24 protein-coding genes and 2 other annotated features are annotated in these 24,322 nt (G+C 34.1%); all 24 genes read right to left on the reverse strand.

Features of this window, described 5'->3' with window-relative positions:
* Positions 1-199: 199 nt before the first annotated feature.
* The gene (gene dut, locus AC3ASS_RS02440; RefSeq protein WP_488281917.1) at positions 200-637 is read right to left on the reverse strand and encodes a dUTP diphosphatase; all 438 of its coding nucleotides are present in this window, start codon (positions 635-637) and stop codon (positions 200-202) included.
* Positions 638-744: 107 nt separating this feature from the next.
* On the reverse strand, positions 745-1,317 hold the full coding sequence (locus AC3ASS_RS02445; protein WP_488281918.1) for a TVP38/TMEM64 family protein: 573 nt from the start codon (positions 1,315-1,317) through the stop codon (positions 745-747).
* Positions 1,318-1,461: 144 nt separating this feature from the next.
* Positions 1,462-1,719 carry a DUF1294 domain-containing protein gene (locus tag AC3ASS_RS02450; RefSeq protein ID WP_488281919.1) on the reverse strand — a complete coding sequence of 86 codons (258 nt, stop codon included), beginning with the start codon at positions 1,717-1,719 and terminating at the stop codon, positions 1,462-1,464.
* A gap of 183 nt (positions 1,720-1,902) precedes the next feature.
* The gene (gene rplT, locus AC3ASS_RS02455) at positions 1,903-2,262 is read right to left on the reverse strand and encodes a 50S ribosomal protein L20 (RefSeq protein ID WP_488281920.1); all 360 of its coding nucleotides are present in this window, start codon (positions 2,260-2,262) and stop codon (positions 1,903-1,905) included.
* A gap of 31 nt (positions 2,263-2,293) precedes the next feature.
* The gene (gene rpmI, locus AC3ASS_RS02460; RefSeq protein WP_488281921.1) at positions 2,294-2,494 is read right to left on the reverse strand and encodes a 50S ribosomal protein L35; all 201 of its coding nucleotides are present in this window, start codon (positions 2,492-2,494) and stop codon (positions 2,294-2,296) included.
* A gap of 21 nt (positions 2,495-2,515) precedes the next feature.
* Complete coding sequence (gene infC, locus AC3ASS_RS02465; protein WP_488281922.1) at positions 2,516-3,019, reverse strand: translation initiation factor IF-3; 504 nt, start codon at positions 3,017-3,019, stop codon at positions 2,516-2,518.
* 71 nt (positions 3,020-3,090) lie between these two features.
* Positions 3,091-3,229 (reverse strand) — a sequence feature (ribosomal protein L20 leader region).
* Positions 3,230-3,438: 209 nt separating this feature from the next.
* Positions 3,439-5,376 (reverse strand): threonine--tRNA ligase, encoded by a 1,938-nt coding sequence (gene thrS, locus AC3ASS_RS02470; protein WP_488281923.1) that lies wholly within the window; start codon positions 5,374-5,376, stop codon positions 3,439-3,441.
* A 45-nt stretch (positions 5,377-5,421) separates the two neighbouring features.
* Positions 5,422-5,655, reverse strand: a binding site (T-box leader).
* A gap of 52 nt (positions 5,656-5,707) precedes the next feature.
* Entirely contained in the window at positions 5,708-6,565 is an 858-nt protein-coding gene (gene ytxC / locus AC3ASS_RS02475) for a sporulation protein YtxC (protein WP_488281924.1), read from the reverse strand.
* Positions 6,566-6,768: 203 nt separating this feature from the next.
* Entirely contained in the window at positions 6,769-7,710 is a 942-nt protein-coding gene (gene dnaI, locus AC3ASS_RS02480; protein ID WP_488281925.1) for a primosomal protein DnaI, read from the reverse strand.
* 12 nt (positions 7,711-7,722) lie between these two features.
* Positions 7,723-9,111 (reverse strand): replication initiation and membrane attachment family protein, encoded by a 1,389-nt coding sequence (locus tag AC3ASS_RS02485; RefSeq protein ID WP_488281926.1) that lies wholly within the window; start codon positions 9,109-9,111, stop codon positions 7,723-7,725.
* A gap of 116 nt (positions 9,112-9,227) precedes the next feature.
* Entirely contained in the window at positions 9,228-9,686 is a 459-nt protein-coding gene (gene nrdR / locus AC3ASS_RS02490; RefSeq protein WP_488281927.1) for a transcriptional regulator NrdR, read from the reverse strand.
* Between the two features lie 161 nt (positions 9,687-9,847).
* Positions 9,848-10,228, reverse strand: a complete 381-nt coding sequence (gene speD / locus AC3ASS_RS02495; RefSeq protein WP_488281928.1) for an adenosylmethionine decarboxylase — start codon at positions 10,226-10,228, stop codon at positions 9,848-9,850.
* Positions 10,229-10,616: 388 nt separating this feature from the next.
* A complete protein-coding gene (locus AC3ASS_RS02500) occupies positions 10,617-11,648 on the reverse strand; it encodes a glyceraldehyde-3-phosphate dehydrogenase (RefSeq protein ID WP_488281929.1) in 1,032 nt (343 codons plus the stop codon).
* A gap of 264 nt (positions 11,649-11,912) precedes the next feature.
* Positions 11,913-12,518: a dephospho-CoA kinase gene (gene coaE, locus AC3ASS_RS02505; RefSeq protein ID WP_488281930.1), complete on the reverse strand. Its 606-nt coding sequence runs from the start codon at positions 12,516-12,518 to the stop codon at positions 11,913-11,915.
* A 16-nt stretch (positions 12,519-12,534) separates the two neighbouring features.
* On the reverse strand, positions 12,535-13,170 hold the full coding sequence (gene ytaF / locus AC3ASS_RS02510; protein WP_488281931.1) for a sporulation membrane protein YtaF: 636 nt from the start codon (positions 13,168-13,170) through the stop codon (positions 12,535-12,537).
* Positions 13,171-13,234: 64 nt separating this feature from the next.
* The gene (mutM, locus tag AC3ASS_RS02515; protein WP_488281932.1) at positions 13,235-14,059 is read right to left on the reverse strand and encodes a DNA-formamidopyrimidine glycosylase; all 825 of its coding nucleotides are present in this window, start codon (positions 14,057-14,059) and stop codon (positions 13,235-13,237) included.
* A gap of 24 nt (positions 14,060-14,083) precedes the next feature.
* On the reverse strand, positions 14,084-16,711 hold the full coding sequence (polA, locus tag AC3ASS_RS02520; RefSeq protein ID WP_488281933.1) for a DNA polymerase I: 2,628 nt from the start codon (positions 16,709-16,711) through the stop codon (positions 14,084-14,086).
* A gap of 115 nt (positions 16,712-16,826) precedes the next feature.
* Entirely contained in the window at positions 16,827-17,753 is a 927-nt protein-coding gene (gene hflC, locus AC3ASS_RS02525; protein WP_488281934.1) for a protease modulator HflC, read from the reverse strand.
* Positions 17,746-18,708, reverse strand: a complete 963-nt coding sequence (gene hflK, locus AC3ASS_RS02530) for an FtsH protease activity modulator HflK (protein ID WP_488281935.1) — start codon at positions 18,706-18,708, stop codon at positions 17,746-17,748. Before hflK ends, hflC begins: the two co-directional genes overlap by 8 nt.
* Before the next feature lie 132 nt (positions 18,709-18,840).
* Positions 18,841-20,589, reverse strand: coding sequence for a two-component system histidine kinase PnpS (pnpS, locus tag AC3ASS_RS02535; protein ID WP_488281936.1), 1,749 nt, complete (start codon positions 20,587-20,589; stop codon positions 18,841-18,843).
* Entirely contained in the window at positions 20,586-21,296 is a 711-nt protein-coding gene (locus tag AC3ASS_RS02540; protein WP_488281937.1) for a response regulator, read from the reverse strand. The genes pnpS and AC3ASS_RS02540 overlap by 4 nt, the downstream gene beginning before the upstream one ends.
* A 123-nt stretch (positions 21,297-21,419) precedes the next feature.
* Entirely contained in the window at positions 21,420-21,899 is a 480-nt protein-coding gene (locus AC3ASS_RS02545) for a MaoC family dehydratase (protein ID WP_488281938.1), read from the reverse strand.
* A 120-nt stretch (positions 21,900-22,019) separates the two neighbouring features.
* Positions 22,020-22,958: a malate dehydrogenase gene (gene mdh, locus AC3ASS_RS02550; RefSeq protein ID WP_488281939.1), complete on the reverse strand. Its 939-nt coding sequence runs from the start codon at positions 22,956-22,958 to the stop codon at positions 22,020-22,022.
* A gap of 64 nt (positions 22,959-23,022) precedes the next feature.
* Complete coding sequence (gene icd, locus AC3ASS_RS02555; RefSeq protein ID WP_488281940.1) at positions 23,023-24,291, reverse strand: NADP-dependent isocitrate dehydrogenase; 1,269 nt, start codon at positions 24,289-24,291, stop codon at positions 23,023-23,025.
* Between the last annotated feature and the right edge of the window lie 31 nt (positions 24,292-24,322).

Genomic DNA, 24,322 nt, shown 5'->3' on the forward strand with positions numbered 1-24,322 from the left:
GGTCACCAAAAAGACCCCCTTCTTCTTGTAGTCTCGCTTGCTATTATATCAAATTTTCAAAAATAATTACAAAATCTTCTTGAAATTTTGTTTCTTTTACTATTGCATTTTAGTCGTTCATCACCACAATATCGAAAATGCTCAACTTGGCAATTAAACATAAAACCCCATTTCAGCAATATGGAAATGGGGAATTCTCTTACTTTAATCCGGAAGATCCGAATCCTCCTGTATCTCTAATTGAATCAGATAGTTCTTGAACTTCATGCATATGTACATTCGCCACAGGAGCAATCACCATTTGAGCAATTCTCATATGTTTTTCTACTTTAAAATCTTTTTTCCCGTGGTTAATTAAAATAACTTTTATTTCTCCTCTATATCCTTCGTCTATCGTTCCCGGACTATTTAATACTGTTACGGAATGATTCAATGCTAGTCCGCTTCTCGGTCTTACTTGTGCTTCTGTGTTTTTTGGCAACTCGATTTGGATTCCCGTACGTATGAGCGCGGATTCTCCTGAAGGAATTATTTTTTCTTCAATTGAAAATAAGTCAAATCCCGCATCTCCTGGATGTGCTTGATAAGGCATTTTGGCGTCGCTATCTAATAATTTTACTTTCACTTCGTAGTTCAACTTTTCCCACCTCTTACAAACTGATAAACAAATTATAACAAATGGGAAAAAAAATGAAACTTAATTTGCCGTTGCAAAAAAAATACAGACCATATACAGTCTGTGCATTAAGCAGTAGCTTTAAAAAAATCTTTCCATTTAATAATCACAACTTTTTCTCTTAATATAATGATAAGAATTGATAATGCTGCAAGGACAATTAAAGCAATAGACGGGGTAAATTTTTTAATAAACTGACCGAAAACCGTATAAAAAAAAGCTAAAGGAATATTAGTAAAAAATGAACTTTTTACATATTCCCAAAAGGTTCGTTTTCTTTCTAATAAACAGAAGGATAGTAATTGAAAATGCATAAATGGAATAAGCTTCAATACAGCGATTTGTCCTACGGTTAAATTGGCGTGAATTCCAAACCATTTTTCTTTAATTTGTTGTAGTTTTTTATACACTTTCGGTGTTTTCTTTAAGATGATGTATATGCATAAACTGGATAACGTTAATCCAATTAATGAATAGACAAAACCGAGAATCGATCCGAATAATAATCCACCTGCTATACATACGATAACCACCGGAATAAATAGCACTTGACGTAAAATGTGAAATAAAATAAATGCTACAGGGGCAAAGAAACCACTTGCTTCAATAAAAGCAAGAAGTAACGTCCATTTTTCATCCATCGTTCCACCTACTTTCTGGTGATCTCTCATGTTGCATTTATTAAAAACTTATACTGTTTTGCCAAATTATATGACAATGGACAAAAAATTTAGGACGTTCTTGTCTATTCAATTGATTGCTATTTTTGAGCTAATCGAACCTTTTCAAAAATTTATATAATATACGATTGCAGCATGGAAAATTGTTAGTAGTGGAAACCCTATGAGAAATGTTAAATGCTTTGTTTTATGACGGAAGAAAAACATAGCAACCGTCATACTAAACGCTCCACCTAGGAAGGCAAACGTCCATAAAGTATTTTCTTTTATTCTCCATTTATGTTTTCTTGCTTTTCTTTTATCTGTCCACATAAGCAAAAATCCAAATACATTTAGCAAACAATAATAATACAAAATGATCATTCAATCATTCCTTTAAAATTAATTTTTAAATGTTTATCCATCATGTAAGTTGAAAAATTTACTAGCTCAAGCAATTCCATCACTTAATAAATTATCGCTTACAGGATTGCAATTTTATTGAAATCATTCAGCTTTGTCACATGAAAAAAAGACAGCCATCTTAATGACTGTCCTTTAACTTTATTACTTCGCAAGTTTTTCTTTTGCTGCGTCTGCTAATTGAGCAAATGCTTTTGCATCATTAACAGCAAGATCAGCAAGCATTTTACGGTTTACTTCAATACCAGCAAGTTTTAATCCGTGCATTAAACGGCTGTAAGAAAGACCGTTTTGACGAGCTGCCGCATTGATACGTGCAATCCATAATTTACGGAAATCACGTTTTTTCTGACGACGATCGCGATATGCATACATTAAAGATTTCATTACTTGCTGATTAGCAACTTTATATAAACGATGTTTAGAACCGAAATAACCTTTAGCTAATTTAAGAACTTTTTTTCTGCGTCTGCGAGTAACCGTACCGCCTTTAACACGTGGCATAGTGTTTCCCTCCTAAAATGTCTTCATTGAATTACTTAAGATTGTCAAGCATATGACGAATACGTTTGAAATCACCTTTAGATACTAATGTACCTTTACGTAATTTACGTTTTTGTTTTTGAGATTTGTTGGAGAACAAATGGCTTGTATAAGCGTGAGAACGCTTTAATTTACCAGTACCTGTCTTTTTGAAACGTTTAGCAGAGCCTCTGTGTGTTTTCATTTTAGGCATTTGGAATTCCTCCTCAATTCGTTACTTTTCATTTTTTGGTGCAAGAATCATAAACATGCTTCGACCGTCCATTTTTGGGCTCGTTTCAATTGTCGCAATTTCGGAACAGCCTTCTGCAAAACGATCTAATACCCTTTGACCAATTTCTTTATGAGTAATCGCACGACCTTTAAAACGGATCGTCGCTTTTACTTTATCGCCCTTTTCTAAAAACTTAATGGCATTACGTAATTTTGTATTAAAGTCATGTTCTTCAATAGTTGGACTTAGACGAACTTCTTTTACGTTAATGACTTTTTGTTTTTTACGGGCTTCTTTTTCTTTCTTTTGTTGCTCAAAACGATATTTTCCGTAGTCCATAATACGGGCTACTGGTGGTTTTGCATTAGGAGCAACGAGAACAAGGTCTAAATTTACTCGACTCGCAATTTCTAGAGCCTCAGCTTTCGATTTGATTCCTAATTGCTCTCCATTAGAATCAATCAAACGAACTTCACGAGCACGAATGCCCTCGTTTACAAACATATCTTTGCTAATAACGAGCCACCTCCAAGGTAATAAATGCGAATACCGTTTGGGACTTTATCACCTATTGACAAAATAAAAAAGTGCGAGGTTATACAAACACCCGCACAAAATCTTTATAAATATAAAGAAGTTATTAATCATTTGCATAACCTGTCAACAGCTTAATGCGTCAAAGCAGGTGAGAAGCGGGTGCTTCTTCTTCCACAAACCGTATTCTTTTCACTCTTATAAAATTAACATATTCAACAATAGTTGTCAATGGTTTTCCTAAAATAACTAACAAAAATAAAATTATCACATTTCCCAGTAAAAGACAAGAGAAAAATATAAATCTTCCTTCATCAAATTATTTGTTCCATTGTGAAGATCAAACCTATAATAAAAGGCTCTACATTTCATAGAGCCTTTTATCAACATTACTTATTTATTCTTGCTTCTTCTAGTACTTGTTGCATAAATTGTTCAAATGGTACTGACTCTGATTTTTGTTCTCCGTATTTTCTTACGTTAACAGAGTTATCTTTTACCTCTTGATCACCGACGACTAGCATGTATGGGATTTTTTGCATTTGTGCATGTCTTATTTTATATCCGATTTTTTCATCTCTTGTATCTAGCTCAACGCGAATACCTTTTGATTTTAGAAGATCAGTTACTTGTTTCGCGTAGTCATAATGTGCTTCTGGAGATACTGGAATAACTTGAACTTGAACTGGTGCTAACCATGTTGGGAAAGCTCCTTTATATTCTTCAATTAAGAAAGCAACGAATCTTTCCATTGTTGAAACAACTCCGCGGTGGATAACAACCGGGCGATGTTGTTTACCATCTTCCCCAATGTATGTTAAATCGAATTTTTCAGGTAATAAGAAGTCAAGTTGAACAGTGGACAATGTTTCTTCTTTTCCTAACGCTGTTTTTACTTGGACATCTAATTTTGGTCCATAGAATGCGGCTTCGCCTTCTGCTTCGTAATACTCAAGTCCAAGCTCATCCATAGCCTCTTTCAACATGCTTTGTGCCTTATTCCACATAGCATCGTCATCATAATATTTTTCTTTATCTTCCGGATCGCGATAAGATAAGCGGAAACTATAATCATTTAATTGAAAATCTTTATACACTTCAATGATTAAATTCACAACACGTTTAAATTCATCTTTAATTTGATCTGGTCGAACAAATATATGCGCATCATTTAATGTCATTCCACGTACCCTCTGTAAACCAGATAGCGCACCTGACATTTCGTAACGATGCATAGTTCCTAGTTCCGCAATACGGATCGGTAATTCACGATAACTGTGAATATTATTTTTATAAATCATCATATGGTGTGGACAGTTCATTGGACGTAATACAAGTTCTTCATTATCCATCTGCATGACTGGGAACATGTTTTCTTGATAATGATCCCAGTGACCGCTTGTTTTATAGAGCTCAACACTTCCTAATACAGGAGTGTACACATGATCATATCCTAAGCTGATTTCTTTATCGACAATGTAGCGCTCAATCACTCGACGAATTGTTGCTCCTTTAGGAAGCCATAGTGGAATTCCTTGTCCGATGAGCTGTGAATTTGTAAATAAATTTAATTCTTTTCCAAGTTTACGATGATCTCTTTCTTTAGCCTCTTCTAGTAAACGTAAATGTTCTTCTAAATCTTCTTTTTTGAAAAATGCAGTACCATAAACACGTTGAAGCATTTTATTGTCGCTATTTCCTCGCCAGTATGCTCCAGCAATATTTAACAATTTAAATTCTTTAATTTTTCCTGTTGAAGGAACGTGAATCCCTCGACAAAGGTCAAAAAATTCTCCTTGCTCATAAATAGTAACTTGTTCATCTTCTGGAATCGCTTCAATTAATTCCAGTTTATATTCGTCTCCAATTTCTTTATAACGTGAAATCGCTTCTTCACGACTCACTTCGACTCGGTTAATAGCAAGGTTTTCTTTGACGATTTTCTTCATTTCTTTTTCAATTTTTGGAAGGTCTTCTGGAGTTAATGACTCTTCCATATCAATATCGTAATAAAAACCACCTTCGATGACAGGTCCTACTCCGAGCTTCACATTTTTATACAATCGTTTAATTGCTTGTGCCATTAAATGGGCAGTACTATGACGTAATACTTCCAACGCTTCTTCATCGTTTTCAGTAATAATTTGTATTGAACCATCTTCTTGAAGAGGACGGCGAAGATCAACGAGAATTCCATTAAATTTTCCAGCTATTGCTTTTTTCTTTAGTCCTGGGCTAATGGATTGAGCGACATCTTCTGTCGTTGTTCCTACTGGGAACTCCTTCTTAGCCCCATCTGGAAATGTTAGTACAATCATTTCTGACATGATTTTTCCCTCCTTAAATGTTTCCAATAAAAAACCTCATCCCAACATAGGGACGAGGTTATATACCCGTGGTTCCACCCTGATTCTCAATTATCACAAACATAGCTTGATAATTGACTCCAGTTCAAATAACGGTTGCTGCCGTCAACTGCTACTGTATCGTTCACAGTTGAAGTTTAGAGGTGGTAAGCAATCTTTTCGTGTTAGGAAGGTTTCAGCCAATGCCTTCCCTCTCTGGGAACCGTAAAAGATAGCTCATGTCCTCATCATCACTTATGACAATATAAAATTCTTAGTTATTTTCGTATTATATTCATAAAGGAAGGAAAAATCAAGTGAGTTTATCAAAATTTCGTTTTTTTCTAATACTATCAAATTCTGAAAATGGATAAAGACAAATTCTTTCCTCAAAAATATTCATGATTGTTCTTATGATTCCTTGCTCACTATTATTCGTAAAAATGTTAATTCGTAATGGTGAAATAGAAAGTAATGGTGCAATGGTCGTTGAATCTACATAAATCGGATGATTCGATAAAAGTTTACGGTCAATCGTTTTAAATAATTCCGAACGTTTCATCTCTTCAAATTTCTCATTGTAAAATGTAAAGCCATCTTCATCGACGAGTTGGATTTCTTCTATCAACGGTTTTCGTCCTTTTAAAAATTCCCTTAATGTTTGAATAAACAGTTGATAGTCTTGTTCAAGCTTATATTCATCAATCGCAATTTCTACATAATTGGAAAGATTATTTAAATAGTCTTTGAGACGGAATTTAATAAAAGCATCAAATGAAAACGGAGTATTGAGTTTTAACGTTTCTAAAAGAGCATGATCAATCAATTGTTCATCTTCAATATGATTGATATGTACAGGTAAATCTCTTTTTTTACCATCTAAGATCGTATGAATCATTTCAATAATTTGATTTTGTTCTTCTTCATCGGTATAAAAAAATTCTTCTTTTAAAATTTTTCTGCACCATTCCTCTTTCTTTTTCGTTAAGAAATATTTTTTCAATTGATGATGAATTTTCTCTTTTTCAATGGTATTACTAATGGTTATATAAAAGTTGCTACCTATTTTTTCAACTTTTATCAAATCATCTCGTTCAGAAATTTGGTTTTCCTTTAAAAAATATCGATATAATTCCTTTGATTCTGAAGGACTTTGCATAAAGATGACCAAACAAGCATCCCCCCTCATGAGGATATCCTGATTTATATATATGGGGGGCTTGGCATGTTTAGAATCAGAATGTACAAAAAGAAAGGAAAATGAGGAAGGAAAGCCTAATGACATGTGATTACTATTATCACAAAAAAATCGCCTACACAAAATAGGCGATGTTTGGCAGGCAAACTCCAATATAGTTAGTAAATATCTTCCATTTAAAACGATTGATGTCTTTTATTTTTACCGTCGACTAATACAGGCTCTGCTAAATATTTAATTCTCTCAATGATTCTTCCCGCTTTAATTTTCTCTTCTTCTCCACGTTGAGAATACGTAAGGTGATCAAATAATTCTTCCAAATCAAAATTGGACGAAAAGAACGTTGGCAAATGCTCATTCATCCGATATTGCAATATTGGACCTAGTACTTCGTCTCTTGACCAACTTGAAACACTTTCTGCCCCAATGTCATCGAGCATAAGAATTTCGGCATTTTTTAACGCCTCCAATTTTTCATTTAGAGAATGATCCCCTATCGCTTGTTTCATTTCTCTTAAAAATTCAGGTACATAAACAATTAAGGAGGAGATATTCCTTTCCGATAGTTCATGGGCAATCGCCCCAAGCAAATACGATTTTCCGGTTCCAAACGGACCATGAAAATATAAACCTTTTATTTTTTTACCTGGTTCATAGGATTCTAAAAAATCTTCAATCTTTTGCACAGCTTTTATTCGACTTGGAGAATCTAAAATACATTCACTTAAAGAAGCTTCCATCATCTCTTTAGAAATGTGCAAACAAGTGATTCGTTTACTTGCTTTATTTTTTTCATCTTCAGCAATTTTCTTTGCACATGGTGAATATTGAATATCAATTCGATTATTTAAAAAAACAAGCTTTGGCTCATAACCTTGAATAATATTTTGACATTCTCCAAGACTATTGCACTGAGAGCAGTTCTTCGATTGTGTAATATATTCATAAAGTTTCGTTAAACTACGATCAAGTATTTCTGATGTAATTTGACTAGAATGTTTTTTCAAAAATAGCCGAACCTCTTCATTTTGCAATATTTCCATTTTCATTTTTTCATATCGGGCAAGAAATCCCTCACTGTTGGATAACTTTTGAATCGTTACACCAATTTTCTCCAAGGGAATCATCTCCTATTTTTTATATTTCTTTAAGCGCTCTTCCATTTTCCGTTTTTCTTCTTCAAAATCAAATGTCTCATCAGTTGACTCATTTGATTTTGCCGTTTGCCGAAATTCATCTTCTTTAAACCACTCAGGAACTTTTTCTGAGCGAATCGGTTTAGCCACCTTTGATGAAGGTTTATTTTTTTGGTTTGCCCACTCCATATATTGTCGGTGCTCTTTTTTTGCTAAGTTCATAGCCTCTTGCACCGTTTTTATTTTTTTCCGTGCCCAATGACTGGCGATTTTTTGAACGTAGCTTTTATGAAGTTTCATATCTGTTTTCAATAAAACATATTGAATGAGAACATTTGTAACACCAGGTGGCAATTTTTGTTGGAACATAATTTCTTCAATGAGTTGAAGATCTGCTTTTGAAGGTTCAGCCCCATTAGAGATGTCCTTTAATACTTGTCTCGGACTGACAGTTTCTAAATATTGAATGAGACGTACTTCTTTTGGATCATTTGAAACATTTTCAGACAATAAGGTCCTCGGTTGGGTCCGGTCAATGAGCATTGGTAATTCTTCAGAACGTTCTAACTGGTACCAGTCGCGTGCTGTTTTTCTCAATTGTTCAATATCAATTTCATCTTTTTCGTTAATAACGGTAAAAACAATATTTTTCATTTGGATATGATCAATCCCGTAAAGAAACGCTAATTTGAGAATCGCATCTTTCACAGTTGGAGTAATCGCACTTTTTGGAATAATATGGTCGCTTAAACCTGCTAAAAATAGATCAAAATTAAACGTTTCTGGGAAAACAGTAATCGTTTCAGCTTCAGGTTTCTCAATAAAACGACTTCCAATATGGTTAAACAGATCTTTGTCTTGACTTTCTGTCATCATAGAACTGGAAGTAAAAACTTGTTGAAACTCTCTCGTCACATTTTCATATTCTTCAACTTGAAATGGTCGATCGGCGAAAAATTGTTTCAAACGACGATACAACTGATTCCCAATCTTTTTATATAAAAAAATATTTAACATACTATCGGAAAAAAATTGTTTCGGTGAGAGAGGCGGTTGCAAATAATATACATATTGTTTTGAATCATCTTCTTGTTTCACATACGTTTTTAAAAGTCCAATCGCTTCCAGTTTTAGTCTGGCATCATATATTTCTTGAAGACTTAGTCCTAATAAACTCATTAAATGATAATGGAGTGAAGGTTCTGACCATAGCCGATTTTCTTCCACTTGGCTAGATAATGTGATATATAAACTAAGACATACCGGCCCAATAAGCGGTTGATATAAATAGGATAATACTTTCCGATCAAGATCATGAAAAAAACCGTCCATCGTTACGATATAACGATCTCCAGGTACGACTTCTGTCCAATGTTGTACCATTATCATTCAAACCTTTCTTATTCATTCCTAAATATGAAAAGCGCTCCGACATTTTAGGATCTTATCCCGAATGGTGGTCAACCTAAAATGCTTCAGGCGCTTAAAGGATTGCTTATTTATTTTTGCTTCGTAATTAAGTCTTTAAGCTCTTCTATAAATACATTTATATCTTTGAACTGTCGATACACGGAAGCAAAGCGAACGTAAGCTACTTCGTCAACTTTTGCTAACTTGTCCATCACCATTTCACCAATACTGTCACTTTTAATTTCAGATACTCCTATGTTTCGAAGCTCTTTTTCTACTTCATCGGCAATTTGTTCTAGTTGTTCTAAAGAAACTGGACGTTTTTCACATGCCTTAATTAAACCACGTAAAATCTTTTCACGACTAAATTCTTCACGTGTTCCTTCTTTTTTTACAACAATAAGAGGAATTTCCTCAACTTTTTCAAAAGTTGTGAAGCGATAGCTACATTTTTCGCATTCTCGTCTTCTACGTATTGATTTACTATCTTCGACAGGTCTTGAATCTAGTACCCTTGATCCAATATATTGGCAAGACGGACATCTCATCGATTAGACAGCTCCGATCATAATAATTTCTGATTAATCAAATCTATATATCATTATTTTACTAATGAATCAAGGGAAAATAAAGTATTAAAAAATGGTTTGGATATTTTAGGGAATTAAAAAAGAGATGCACGAGTTGTACATCTCCGCGTTTTTTCCTATTAAAGTGAAATGACTTCTTGTTTTTTAACTTGAACAGATCCCATTCCACGAGGAATTTCGATTGTTTCAATTTTTTTAGCACCAAGAGCATTAGCAATGTAATCTGCCGCCACATTTGGATCTAAATTACCGCAAGTATAAACGTCTATACTTGCATAACCATGCTCCGGAAAGCTGTGAATCGTTAAATGTGATTCAGAAATAATAACTACACCACTTACACCTTGAGGAGCAAATTTGTGAAACGCTACTTCACGAATTTCTGCACCAGACTTTAAAGCAGCCTCAACAAAAATTTTTTCAATTGATTCCATGCTGTTCAATTTGTCGAAGTTACATCCCCAAAGCTCTGAAATAACATGACGACCCATAGTTTCCATATTGGTTTCCCCCTTACATATTTTTTACTAATAATGAAAAAGTGAATGATACTATCAATGAATAACTACCACGGGGGAAAGTTAGTCCTAAGAGGTCCTAACCCTTTAAGTAGTTATTATTACTGACAGTTTATAAAAGTTCACGAAAATTAGTATACTTTGTTTATATTTTTTTTGCAATAGAATACGACATATTTTTCAATTATCGAAGCGATTGCCATATATTTATTATATGAAAGTAAATCACAGCATGTAAGTTAGCGTTTTTTTATTCACTATATATAGTACTTCTTGAAAAATAAAAAATGAAAAGAATATTAACTATAAAAAATCGATTTATTCAAAAACTCATAAAAAATCCCCAGGCTTTCCCGGGGATTTACGTTCATTAAACAGATTCCACTTTCACCTTTGAAAGTAATTCTTTTGCAACGATATTAACTAAATCAACAACTCTGCAAGAGTAACCCCATTCATTATCATACCATGCTAGTACTTTCACTTTGTTTTCACCAATGACCATCGTTGATAAGCTATCAATAATGGCAGAATGAGGATCTGTATTAAAATCAATGGACACAAGTGGTTCGTCTGTAACATTTAAAATTCCTTTTAAAGAGCCTTGAGAAGCAGTTATAAATGCTTCGTTCACTTCCTCAACTGTTACATTCCTCTTTAAGTCTACGACTAAATCCACTAAAGATACGTTCGGTGTTGGCACGCGTAAAGCCATTCCATGAAGTTTTCCTTTTAACTGAGGTAATACTAATGACAACGCTTTTGCCGCTCCTGTTGTTGTTGGGATGATAGACTGTGCGCAAGCGCGTGCTCTTCTAAGGTCTTTATGCGGATTATCTATATTTTTTTGGTCATTGGTATATGCATGAACAGTCGTCATTAATCCATTAATGATTCCAAATTGTTCGTCCAATACTTTTGCCACAGGTGCTAAACAGTTTGTCGTACAAGAAGCATTGGAGATAATATCATGTTTTTCAATATTTAATGCGCTTTCATTTACACCTACAACAATGGTAACATCTTCATTTTTACCTGGTGCAGTCAAGACAACTTTTTTTGCCCCTGCTTCAAGATGCAGCGCTGCTTTATCTCTAGAGTTGAATTTTCCTGTCGCTTCGATAACGATATCTATGTTTAACTCTTTCCAAGGTAATTCTTTAGGATCTCTATTGTTAACAAGCTGAACTCGCTTTCCGTTAACGATTAATGCAGATTCTTCAGCTTGAACGTCCGCCTCAAATTTTCCGTGATTGGTATCATATTTGATTAAATGTGCTAATGTTTCGGCAGGATAACTTGCATTTACAGCAACAATTTCAAGATTATCATCGAGGATCGCTTTTCGGAATACCATTCTTCCAATTCTTCCGAAACCATTAATTGCAACTCTTGCCTTCATGTTGGCCCCTCCTAATAATGTCATACTTATTAAATTTTACCCGTAAATTAGTATAACATATTATATTATATTTGTGGGGCATAATTTTAGTTGATGAAAAAGTAAAATAATTCTGTCTATTTTTATTAAATGATTCCCTTCTCACCTAATCATGCTAATTATATATGCCAATAGGTTGTATTATCAGACATTAAGAGAGCTTAATTAATTTTTCATTAGCAAAAAAAAATACATCACTATGATATAGTGATGTACAAATGACGATTACTGGAGCACACCCCATTGTCGTAGAATTTCAAGCAGTTGTTCTTTTGATTGATCGATGGTTCCGTTGTTGTCAATAACAGCATCCGCTAATGCTTTTTTTTCACTTAACGGCATTTGAGATTGAATTCTTGCCAATGCATCCTCTTTTGATAGCTGATTTCTTTCTATTAATCGTTTCAATTGAGTGTTTTCGTCCACATATACTAAAATCGTACGATCGACCATATAAGTTAATTTACTTTCGAATAATAATGGGATATCCATGAAAACTGTTTTTTCTCCTCTTTCAATGGCAGCATCTTTATCAGCTAGCATTTTTTGTCGAACAGCAGGATGCACAATGCTATTCAAAATGAGGCGTTTTTCTTCGTTATGAAAAATAATGGAACCTAATTTTGCACGATTGATTTCTTTGTTTTCCAATAAAATTTCTTCCTCAAACGTTTCAATGATTTTTTGATACGCTGGTTCTCCAGGCATAACGACTTCCCTTGCTGCAATATCTGCATCCACAACAACAAAGCCTAAAGAACGGATGATGTTTGATATCGTACTTTTTCCGCTAGCAATTCCTCCTGTAATTCCTATCACAATTGTTTGCATCTTAAACTCCTCTTTTTCAAATTTTCCATAATCCGATACAAATTAATATCAATCCCGGAATGTACGAAAATTTTTTGATCCATTGACTATTTGAAAAATAAGTACCTAAAAGCAACCCAACCATTAAAAATAAAGAGCTCATAACTGCAACGGAAATGGCAAGAAAAATTGGGCTTATCCCCAACATCGCGGACCCAAATCCAGCTCCTGTTGCATCTAATGAAAGTGCCGCTCCAAGCATAAAGGCTTCGACTCCGGTGATTGTACCCGAACGGTCAAAATCAGCTGACATTGGCTTTTTCAAAATTTGAATGACTAGGCCGATAGATTTGATTTCAAACTTTACCAACATTTTTTCCTGTTGTTCCTCATCACTCGATTGATTGGAACGTAATAATTGAAGAACTGCCCAAATACCAATTCCAATTAATATTGCGCCACCTATGGTCTCCGCTAATTCTGGCGAGAGAGCAGAACTAATCAAGTTCCCAAGTAAAGCAGAGATAAAAAGGGCTGCACCTGAACAAAAAGCGATGATGAAAATAGATTTAAAAGGTATTTTTACTTTTCTTAGTCCATATGTGAAACCAACGGTACAACTATCTAAACTTACGGCAAGTGCCAAAAGTATTAATGAAAACACTTGAGCCACGATAGACAGCTCCTTCCTATACATCGCTACTTAAGTATATGGAAGAAGCCATTCCAACGTTCAGCTATTTCTTTTGACATTTTGGACAAATATGTGTTCCTCTACCTCCAACAACAAGTCGTTTTAACGGTGTAGCACACACTTTGCAATATTCACCTGTACGACCGTAAACATAGAGATCCAACTGGAACATCCCAATTTCTCCTTGAGAATTAATATACGTTCGTATCGTGCTCCCGCCTTTTTTCACAGCTTCTTTCAATGTTGCTATTATTTCTTCGTGAATCTTTTTTACTTCCTTTTTACTCAACTCTTTGGCTATTTTTTCTGGATGTACTTGAGAACGAAATAACACTTCATCAACATAAATATTTCCTAAACCAGCAACAATGGTTTGATCCAGAAGAGCACTTTTAACATTTCTATTCGTTTTCTTGAATTTTTCTAGTAAATATTGAACGGTAAATTGTTCAGAAAACGGTTCAGGACCTAACTTCTTCAATGGGAGATTATTCCATTCCTGTCCTTTAGGAAATAAATGCATTGTTCCAAACTTACGTACATCACGATATCGCAGCTGTTCGTCATTTTCCAATTGAAAAATTACATGCGTATGTTTATCAATCGGTTCATCATTTGGATATAGCCCATATTTTCCTTCCATTCGTAAATGAGAGACAAGAGAGAAGTCATCCAACAAAAAGATTAAAAACTTCCCTCTTCTCTCAATATCATGAATGGTTTGGTCTTTAATTAGAAAAGAAAATTCTTCTACCTCAGGATGTTGGATAATCTTTGGCCAATAAATGTGAACGTCAATAATTTTTTTTCCTGCTACTAATCCAATTAATGTTTTTCTAATCGTTTCAACTTCCGGTAATTCTGGCATAATCTAAAATTCGTTCCTTTCTCATTATTTTGCATCAAACCATGTTGGACCGTATGCATAATCAACTTTTAAAGGAACTTTTAAAGAAACAGCATTTTCCATTACTTCAGGTACAATTTTCTTTAACCTTTCAATTTCTTCTTCTGGTGCCTCAAAAATTAATTCATCGTGTACTTGTAGCAATAATTTCGTTTTTAATTTCTCTTTTTCCAATCGTTCCGCCATATCAATCATTGCCTTTTTAATTATGTCTGCGGCACTTCCTTGAATTGGTGTGTTCATGGCGGTACGTTCGGCAAAACTACGAATATTAAAGTTTCTGCTCGTTATTTCAGGAATGTATCTTCGACGATGAAGAAGCGTTGATACATACCCTTTTTGTTTCGCCTCTTGGACGATTTCCTCCATATATTCTTTCACGCGCGGATAACTTTGAAAATAACGATCAATGAATTGACCTGCTTCTTTCCGAGTTATTCCTAAATTTTGTGACAAACCATAATCACTAATCCCATATACAATTCCAAAATTAACGGCTTTTGCTTGTCTTCTCATATTGGATGTAACTTCTTCTTTTGATACATGAAAAACATCCATCGCTGTTTTTGTATGAATATCTAAATCATGCTGAAAGGCATCAATTAATTTTTCATCTCCTGATATATGTGCTAATACACGTAATTCGATTTGTGAATAGTCAGCAGCAAAAATGAACCATCCTTTTTCTGAAGGAACGAACGCTTGGCGAATTTTTCTTCCTTCTTCTAAACGAATCGGAATGTTTTGCAAGTTTGGATCTGTTGAACTTAATCGGCCCGTCTGTGTTAACGCTTGGTTAAATCTTGTATGAACTTTTCCCGTTTCTTTATCAACAACGTTTAATAGTCCCTCAATATACGTCGACTGAAGTTTTCCTAGTTGTCGATAATGTAAAATATCCCGAACAATTTCATGTGCTGGCTCTAATTGTTCTAGTACTTCAGCTGATGTCGAATAACCCGTTTTCGTTTTCTTTATGACCGGTAAACCTAATTTTTCAAATAAAATGGTCCCTAACTGCTTTGGAGAATTAATGTTAAACGTTGTTCCAGCATGTTCATATATTCTCTTTTCTAATTCTTTTAACTGGTTGGAAATTTCCTCACCCATTTGTTTTAGTCTATTGATATCTAACTTGATTCCTTCAAACTCCATATCTGCCAAAATAAATGAAAGTGGGAGTTCTAACTCTTTAAATAATTCATACTGTTTATTTTCATGGAGCTTTTCTATGATGGAATCCTTTAATTTCGAAATTGTTAATGCTTTTCTCGCAATATGTTCTGCCCGGTCTTTCTCATTAGGAATAATTCGTTTTGCACCTTTTCCATAAAATTCTTCGTCTGTTTTGACCCCATCATAATGGAATTTTCTAGCCAATTCCCCAATATTAGAAATAGGTTCTGATGGATTTAATATGTAAGAGGCAATTAAAAGATCAAAAACAATTCCTTGGACATGGAAGTTTTTCTTCCTCAGTGATACTATTGTTCGTTTGGCATCATAAACAAACTTCTCTTTCGTTTCATCTTCCAACCATGATTTAAAAAGTTCCGATGCCAATGCCGTTTCTAATGGAATAAAGAATAAGCCTTTTTCGTTGGCCAATGAAAAACCTAATATCTCTCCTTTTTGATAATTTTCATCAATGATTTCAACATAGAATGAACTTTCACTTGCTAAAATATCCTCGGATATTTCTTTTACAAACGTAAATGATATTTCTTCCATTTCTTTTGTTTCTGTTTCTTCAGCGACTTCTAGTTTTTCTAATAAAGATTGAAATCCTAATTCTTTAAATATAGCAACCAACTTTTCTGGATGATATCCATTATATTGAATGTCATCTAATTGGATGGTTAATGGAACTTCTCTGTAAATGGTCGCTAGCTTCTTACTCATAATAGCTTGATCTTTATGTTGTTCTAGTTTTTCTTTCAATTTTCCTCGAACTTGGTCTAATGACTCCATCAAATTTTCTACAGTATGAAATTCTTTTAACAATTTAATCGCTGTTTTTTCACCCACTCCCGGTACTCCAGGAATATTGTCGGAACTATCCCCCATTAACCCTTTCATATCAATGATTTGTTCCGAAGAAAGCCCGTACTTTTCTTTAATATGTTTAGGTGTGTATTCTTCGATATCCGTGATTCCTTTCTTTGTGATGCAAACGGTTGTGCGATCGGAAGCTAATTGAGTTAAGTCTTTATCACCAGATATAATTTTCACTTCGTAATTATCTTTTTCGGCTATTTTTGAAAGTGTACCGATAATATCATCCGCTTCATAATTTTCCAATTCATAAGTAGCAATTCCATAAGCATTTAATAATTCTCGAATAAACGGAAATTGTTCTGATAGCTCCGGTGGAGTTTTTTGTCTTCCACCTTTATATTCTTTATACGTTTCGTGGCGGAATGTTGTTTTTCCCGCGTCAAACGCGACTAGAACATGCGTCGGTTTCTCTTCTTCTAACATTTTCATTAGCATAAGTGTAAAACCATATACCGCGTTCGTATGAATCCCTTTATCGTTGTTTAATAAAGGTAAGGCAAAAAATGCTCGATAAGCAATGCTATTTCCATCGATCAACATTAATTTCTTCGTCATATTAAATCCTCCTCACCGCAATTAGACGGTAAAACGGAAAAACCGCTATTTCCCTTTGTCTTATTTTAACATGTTCAAACATGATAAGGGAAATAACGGTATTCATCGGATTATATTATTCTAAATATCCCGATAAAAGTTTTGCATATTTAGAATTGGATGGTAAGATAATCACTGTTTTGTCATTGATTACTTTTTTATAGGATTCAAGCGTTCTAAACAGTTCGTAAAATTCAGGGTCTTTAGAGAAAGCTTCATTATAAATTTTTGCTGCTTCTCCTTCTCCTTCTGCACGTATAACTTCTGCATCGGCTTGGGCTTTTGCCAACATTTCTTTTACTTCTCTATCAGTCTCTGCTGTTATTCTATTTTTTTCTGCATCTCCCATAGATAAATACTCTTGAGCTTTGGATTCACGTTCTGAAATCATCCTTGTGTATACCGACTGTTCATTCTCACTCGGTAAATCAGTTCGTTTCATTCGCACATCAACAACTTCGATACCATAATTATCTTTCATCAATAACTCATTCACTTTTTCAGTCACTCGATCATTTAAGCTACCTCTAGATGAATTTTCATCATTGATAATTTCATCATAATTTAAGTTCCCTAACTCCGTACGAATCACTGAATAAATAAACTCTTCCATTCTCGCTTCGGCATTTTCAACAGTTACTGCATTGGTGATCATTTTTTTCGGATCAGTAATTTTCCATACAGCATAGTTATCAATTAAAATTCTCTTTTTATCTTTCGTATTTATTTCCGCTTCTGATACGTTATAAATCATTTGGTGTTTAGGTAATGTTTGTACGTTTTGAATAAATGGAATTTTAAACTTTAATCCTGGACTATTCTCTATCCGAACGACTTCACCAAATTGGCGAACAACTTTATATTCCCCTTCTCGAACGATAAATAAGCTGGTAAAAAGGATAACGAATATGACAGCGATGATTAAAAAGAATAATGCTAATCGAATCCATGTTTTTATCGAAAATACTTTTTTCTCTTCATTCATATCAATGATTTCACTCATTATTTCCACTCCCTTCCTGAGCTTTAGGGGCGTTATTTTCTATTGGACGAATTGGGAAATATTTAAGTGTATTTCCATCATCGTTCATAATATAAATTTCTGCATTTGGAAGAACTTGCTCTAATGTTTCTAAAATTAAGCGGTCTCTCGTAACTTTTTTATTCTTTCGATATTCTGAATATAATTTATTAAACAGTGCTACGTCTCCACGAGCTTTCTCTATTCGAGCCGCTTTTTCTCCCTGCGCTTTTGAAATAATGGCATCTTTCTCACCTAATGCTTCATTCATTCGTTGATTTCGATATTTTTGCGCTTCATTAATTTTCGTATTCATCGTTTCTCTAGCATCTGTGACGTTTGTAAATGCTTTGCGAACATCTTCGTTTGGAAGCTCTACATCTTGTAATTTCACAGCTAAAATTGATATTCCAATATCATATTTTTCTATTAAACTAGTTAATAATTCGCGAACGTTTCCCTCTATTTCCGCTTTACCAGAAGTAAGTGCGTCATCTATTTTAGAACCACCGATTACACTTCTTAATGATGCACTTGTTGCATCATGCAAAATTTCTTTCGGCTTGTTCGTTTGGTATAAATATTTTATAGGGTCTGTAATTTTCCACTGAACGACTAAATCTGCATGGACGATGTTTTCATCTCCAGTAATCATTTTCGTTTCTTTCGGAAATTCTTTGATTTTCCCGTCTTTTTCTTCAAATCCAAATTGTAAACTAAAGGTTTGTTTCGATAAAATTTCTACTTTTTGAATCGGCCATGGCAATTTAAAATGAAGCCCTGGCTCTGTAACGACATCATTCGCCTTCCCGAATGTAAGTACAACCCCTTGTTGCGATTCATCGACGGTATACCAAGTGGTAAATCCAACAATACCTAATAGAATCGTAGCAATGACAATTCCCGTTCCAAAATAAATTTTTTTTAAAATCGTCATGTTTCTACCTCCTTGACGTTATGTAGATACTAATATTACGAAAAAATTTCAAAAAAGTTTCGTTTATTAATGAAAATAACAAATGTAAAAAGATGTAGATATGGTTCTACACCTTTTTCTAGATTAGATGCTTTATTTTTTTTCATAGGTACCTTTAGGAAATGTGAGGTGAAAAGAAGTTCCTTTTCCAATTTCACTTTCTACTGATATGTATCCATGATGTGCTTCCATTAAATGTTTTACAATTGCAAGTCCTAATCCAGTTCCGCCAGATTCCCGGCTTCTTGCACGATCCACACGGTAAAACCTTTCAAAAATTCTAGGAATTTCTTCTTTGGATATTCCAATCCCTGTATCAGTAATGGTGACTCGAACTTTATCTTGTAAATCGTTCAATCTAATCTTTATATCTCCTTGATTCGGAGTATAAGTAATCGCATTATCAATAATATTGATAAAAATTTGTTTTAACCTTCTTGGATCGCCTTTCATCCTCAATGTTGGTTCATCCGAATGGATGTGAATTTGTATATCTTTTCTGTTGGCTTTGTCTGACAATATTTCTATACTTTCTGAAACAATTTTTACAAGATCAATATTTTCGATGGTCAATCGGAAATTGTGTTGTTCAATTTTAGATAGCTCCAATAAATCATTAATTAATGTCTGAAGCCTTTCGCTTTCATTCAGAATAATCGATAAAAACGACTTCAATGTTTTTGGATCATTTAACGCTCCATCCAATAATGTTTCGGCAAAACCTTTAATAGAGGTAATTGGCGTTTTTAATTCATGAGATACGTTTGCCACAAAATCTTTTCGTATTTGTTCTAATTTTTTCAATTCGGTAATATCATGAAAAACTAATACAATTCCTTTCCATTCATTCCCTTGACTGATGATAGGAGCACCATATACTTCAAAATGTTTTTTTGTCATAGAAAACATCAATTGCATTTGCTTTCTGACTTTTTTTTCTGTCATAAAAACTTCTTCGATTAAATAGCAAATGTCTTGATAAGGTATGACATCCAAATAAAGCTTGTTTAAAAAGGTTTCATCCTTAACCTGAAAAACTTCTTTAAATGTTCGATTTGTTAACGTGATATACCCTTTACTATCTATGAATAATAAACCGCTCCCCATATTTTCTATTAATGTCATTAACCGATCTTTTTGCACTTCATGTTCTATTACCATATGTTCTAAATTTCTTGCTAGTACATTCAAAGATGCACTTAAAGCACCGGTTTCATCTCCGATATCTTCATATGTTCGTACACGATAATTACCTCTTGCTAATTCAAGTGCCACATTGGATGCTCTTTCTAGCGGTTTTGTAAATCGTAATGTTATACGTGCACCTAGTAAAATAATGATGATAAACGCTGCACCTAAACTAATCGCTAAAATCGTCCAAATTTGTTTGTATGTATGATGAAATCCTGTTTGTTCTGTACTTAAGAATAAGTAGCCTTCCGAATTACCATTATTCATTATTTCCTTCCAATAATAATGGGTTGTGGAAATGGTAGAGTGTGATACATTTGTTTTTTTATATCCATCTATTAACTTAATAAAAATAGTTCGATCAACAGTCGTTCCTTTACTATCATAGAGCAGTTGAAAATCTTCGTTCATTATCGTTAATCGTACAGAGAGCGTACTACTAGCTTGATCTAAATAATTTGTATCCAAATGGTGGATACTATTTTTCTCAATGTGAGATGAGATGAATTGTATTTCCTTTAGCATTCTCTCATCCAGTGAATGAACGAAATAAGATTGTAAAAGTTGTGCTTGCAATACTCCAAGCCCAATAAGAACAGTAATAATTAAAATAAGAAATCCCAATATTAGCCTTGAACGAATTTTGTTCATTTTTTCGGTTCCTCTAACTTATATCCTAGACCACGAATCGTTTTTATATAGACGGGTTTTCTTGAATTATGTTCGATTTTATCTCGTAAATGACTAATGTGTACATCGACAATTCTAGTATCCCCGACAAAATCATAGTTCCATACAGCATTTAATAATACTTCTCTCGTCAAAACTTTCCCTTTGTTTTCTACTAAATAAAGCAACAATTCAAATTCTTTTGGAGTTAATTCTAATTGTTGTTGATGAATATAAGCTTCAAATTTTTCAGGATAGATCACTAGTTCACCAATGGATAATTTGTTTTCATCATTTTCTATCGGTTGGGAAGAAAGAATGGGAGGATGAGTTCTTCGTAAAATGGCTTTTACTCTCGCCACCACTTCTCTTGGACTAAATGGTTTCGTCATATAATCATCAGCACCAAGTTCTAACCCTAAAACTTTATCAAACTCATCATCTTTGGCGGTTAACATAAGAATTGGCGTTTGTACTTGTTTTTCCCTTAATTTTTTACAAACTTCTATCCCGTCCATCTTCGGTAACATTAAATCGAGAATGATCATATCTAATTCTTCTTCTAATCCAAGCTGATAAGCTATTTGTCCATCATTAGCTGTTATAACTCGAAAACCAGCTTGCTCTAAATTGTATTGAAGTAGAGTAACGATTGAATGCTCATCATCGACTACAAGGATTTTTTTCATATCTTCACCCTCCTACACATAGCTAGTTTCATTATAACAAATTACAAATATCGAAACGAACATACCCTCTCCTTTTATTTCATTTTCCAATATAAAAGGACACTTATAAAGTGCCCAACTCATTTAATAGAAAGAATCTAATGATAGATGTTCTGTAGTTTTTTTCTTTTGAGGAGGTTTAACTAATAAATGACCGGATAATACCTGTTCTCCTTCTTCATTTTTTCCATGAACAGAAACTTTAATTGTTTCTGTTTCTATGTTTATGTCAATAATTTCTAACAAGAAATAAACAGTTGTATAATGATAAACTGGATGATGAAAAGTTATTTCTTGATTCAAAATATAACTACCTGGACCAGGAAAATATTTAGAAATTGCTGAATGGATTTTTCCTATTAACATAATTGATGGAACAACTGGAGCTTTAAAATTCGTTTGGGATGCGTAGTCATGTTGGATATAAAGCGGATTGGCATCATCAGTAAGTCCTAGATAAAGTAATATATCTCGATCTTCTATTTTTTCCGTTAATTCTAACTTTTCCCCTACTTTAATTTCGTCAATTTTTCTACCAATTTTCCTTCGTTTACCGATAATCATGTTATACACTCCTTGTTTGTAAGCGATTACATTTTCTTTATATTATCATGAAATTTTCATTATGTATATATTTGGTATAATGAAAAGCTTGTTAAGAACCATTCTTAACAAGCTTTTTCTCTATTCTAGCACTTTCATCACATTTTTTACAGAATTTGCTGATTTTTCTAAAGCTATTTTCTCTTCTTCCGTCAATTCGAGTTCAATAATTTTTTCTACCCCATTGCCTCCTAATATAGTTGGAACACCTAAGTAAATTCCATGAAAGCCATATTCCCCTTCTAAATAGGCAATTGAAGGTAGAATTCGACGTTGATCTTTAAGTATCGCTTCCGCCATCTCTACTAATGAAGCACTAGGAGCATAATACGCACTACCGCTGCCTAATAAATTGACAATTTCCCCTCCACCTTTTCTTGTTCGTTCTACAATAGCTTCTAATCGTTCTTTAGGTAATAGCAACTCTAATGGGATTCCTCCCGCAAAAGAATAACGTGTTAACGGCACCATATCGTCTCCATGACCGCCAAGAACTAGTCCAGTAATATCTTTTACAGATACATTTAATTCTTGTGCAACGAAGGTACGGAAACGTGCGGTATCTAAAACACCAGATTGTCCAATGACACGGTTTTTAGGGAAGCCGGACTCTTTATAAACCGTATAAGTCATAGCATCAACTGGATTTGTAAGTACTAGGATAAAACAATTAGGAGAATATTTCACAATTTCTTTAGTCACAGATTTAATAATTTTTTGGTTCGTTAATACAAGGTCATCTCTGCTCATTCCTGGTTTTCTGGCAATGCCTGCAGTGATGATGACAAGATCGGAATTTTTCGTATCTTCGTAATTCGATGTTCCGATGATGCTAGCATCAAATCCTTGAACAGGACTTGCCTCCAGCATGTCTAGTGCTTTTCCTCTTGTTGGATTTTCTTGCTGAGGGATATCAACCACCACTATGTCACCCAATTCTTTTTGAGCTAATAAATAAGCGGTAGTAGCACCAGTAAAGCCAGCCCCAATTACAGAAATTTTTTTACGTTTAATGGTCATGATTGTCCCTCCATTTCTTTATAATGAAAGCTGACTCAAATAGAGTCAGCTTCTCTTCATAAAATTATTCCATATTTTTAATTAATTCAGTTCCAAATTCAGAACATTTAACTTCTTTTGCACCTTCCATTAAGCGTGCAAAGTCATATGTTACAACTTTAGATGAAATTGTTTTTTCCATAGATTTTGTAATTAAGTTTGCAGCTTCATTCCATCCTAAGTGTTCAAGCATTAATACACCAGATAAAATAACTGAAGATGGGTTAACTTTATCTAAACCAGCATATTTAGGAGCTGTACCATGTGTTGCTTCAAAGATTGCATGTCCAGTTTCATAGTTAATATTTGCACCTGGAGCAATTCCAATTCCACCTACTTGAGCTGCAAGTGCATCAGAAATATAGTCTCCATTTAGATTCATTGTTGCAACTACGTCAAATTCACGAGGACGAGTTAAAATTTGTTGTAAGAAAATATCAGCAATAGAATCTTTAATAATAATTTTACCTTGAGCTTCTGCTTCAGCTTGGGCTTTATTAGCTGCTTCAACGCCTTCAGCTTCTTTAATTCTATCGTACTGTGCCCATGTGAATACTTTATCTCCAAATTCTTGTTCTGCTAATTCATAACCCCAGTTTTTGAAAGCCCCTTCTGTGAACTTCATGATATTTCCTTTATGTACAAGAGTTACAGATTTACGGCCTTCTTTAATTGCGTAGTTAATAGCAGCGCGAACAAGACGTTTTGTACCTTCTTCAGATACAGGTTTAATACCAATACCAGATGTTTCTGGGAAGCGGATTTTCTTAACTCCCATTTCATTTTGAAGGAAGTCAATAACTTTTTTCACTTCTTCAGAACCTTTAGCATACTCAATTCCTGCATAAATATCTTCAGTATTTTCACGGAATATAACCATGTCTGTGTCTTGAGGACGTTTCACTGGTGAAGGTACTCCTTCAAACCAACGTACAGGACGAAGACATACGAAAAGATCTAATTCTTGACGTAAAGCAACGTTTAAAGAACGGATACCACCACCTACAGGAGTAGTTAATGGTCCTTTAATAGCGATTAAATACTCACGAATAGTTTCTAAAGTTTCATCTGGAAGCCATTCACCTTTTAGATTAAATGCTTTCTCTCCAGCATAAACTTCTTTCCAAACAATTTTTCTTTCACCTTTATATGCTTTCTCTACAGCGGCATCTAAAACACGTTGTGCTGCTGCCCAAATATCAGGACCTGTTCCATCTCCTTCGATGAAAGGAATAATCGGATTGTTTGGTACGTTTAAGACGCCGTTTGTTACAGTAATTTTTTCACCTTGCATTAGTTTTCCCTCCAAATTCAATATCAAAGGT

The sequence above is a fragment of the Bacillus sp. JST-5 genome (assembly GCF_057747715.1).

Coding starts and splice junctions, on each gene's coding strand:
- AC3ASS_RS02445 (WP_488281918.1), bottom strand. CDS start 1,317: ATGGATGAAAAATGGACGTTACTTCTTGCTTTTATTGAAGCAAGTGGT.
- AC3ASS_RS02450 (WP_488281919.1), bottom strand. CDS start 1,719: ATGATCATTTTGTATTATTATTGTTTGCTAAATGTATTTGGATTTTTG.
- rplT (WP_488281920.1), bottom strand. CDS start 2,262: ATGCCACGTGTTAAAGGCGGTACGGTTACTCGCAGACGCAGAAAAAAA.
- rpmI (WP_488281921.1), bottom strand. CDS start 2,494: ATGCCTAAAATGAAAACACACAGAGGCTCTGCTAAACGTTTCAAAAAG.
- infC (WP_488281922.1), bottom strand. CDS start 3,019: ATGTTTGTAAACGAGGGCATTCGTGCTCGTGAAGTTCGTTTGATTGAT.
- thrS (WP_488281923.1), bottom strand. CDS start 5,376: ATGTCAGAAATGATTGTACTAACATTTCCAGATGGGGCTAAGAAGGAG.
- AC3ASS_RS02485 (WP_488281926.1), bottom strand. CDS start 9,111: ATGGTACAACATTGGACAGAAGTCGTACCTGGAGATCGTTATATCGTA.
- nrdR (WP_488281927.1), bottom strand. CDS start 9,686: ATGAGATGTCCGTCTTGCCAATATATTGGATCAAGGGTACTAGATTCA.
- speD (WP_488281928.1), bottom strand. CDS start 10,228: ATGGAAACTATGGGTCGTCATGTTATTTCAGAGCTTTGGGGATGTAAC.
- AC3ASS_RS02500 (WP_488281929.1), bottom strand. CDS start 11,648: ATGAAGGCAAGAGTTGCAATTAATGGTTTCGGAAGAATTGGAAGAATG.
- coaE (WP_488281930.1), bottom strand. CDS start 12,518: ATGCAAACAATTGTGATAGGAATTACAGGAGGAATTGCTAGCGGAAAA.
- mutM (WP_488281932.1), bottom strand. CDS start 14,059: ATGCCAGAATTACCGGAAGTTGAAACGATTAGAAAAACATTAATTGGA.
- polA (WP_488281933.1), bottom strand. CDS start 16,711: ATGACGAAGAAATTAATGTTGATCGATGGAAATAGCATTGCTTATCGA.
- hflC (WP_488281934.1), bottom strand. CDS start 17,753: ATGAGTGAAATCATTGATATGAATGAAGAGAAAAAAGTATTTTCGATA.
- hflK (WP_488281935.1), bottom strand. CDS start 18,708: ATGACGATTTTAAAAAAAATTTATTTTGGAACGGGAATTGTCATTGCT.
- pnpS (WP_488281936.1), bottom strand. CDS start 20,589: ATGAACAAAATTCGTTCAAGGCTAATATTGGGATTTCTTATTTTAATT.
- AC3ASS_RS02540 (WP_488281937.1), bottom strand. CDS start 21,296: ATGAAAAAAATCCTTGTAGTCGATGATGAGCATTCAATCGTTACTCTA.
- AC3ASS_RS02545 (WP_488281938.1), bottom strand. CDS start 21,899: ATGATTATCGGTAAACGAAGGAAAATTGGTAGAAAAATTGACGAAATT.
- mdh (WP_488281939.1), bottom strand. CDS start 22,958: ATGACCATTAAACGTAAAAAAATTTCTGTAATTGGGGCTGGCTTTACT.
- icd (WP_488281940.1), bottom strand. CDS start 24,291: ATGCAAGGTGAAAAAATTACTGTAACAAACGGCGTCTTAAACGTACCA.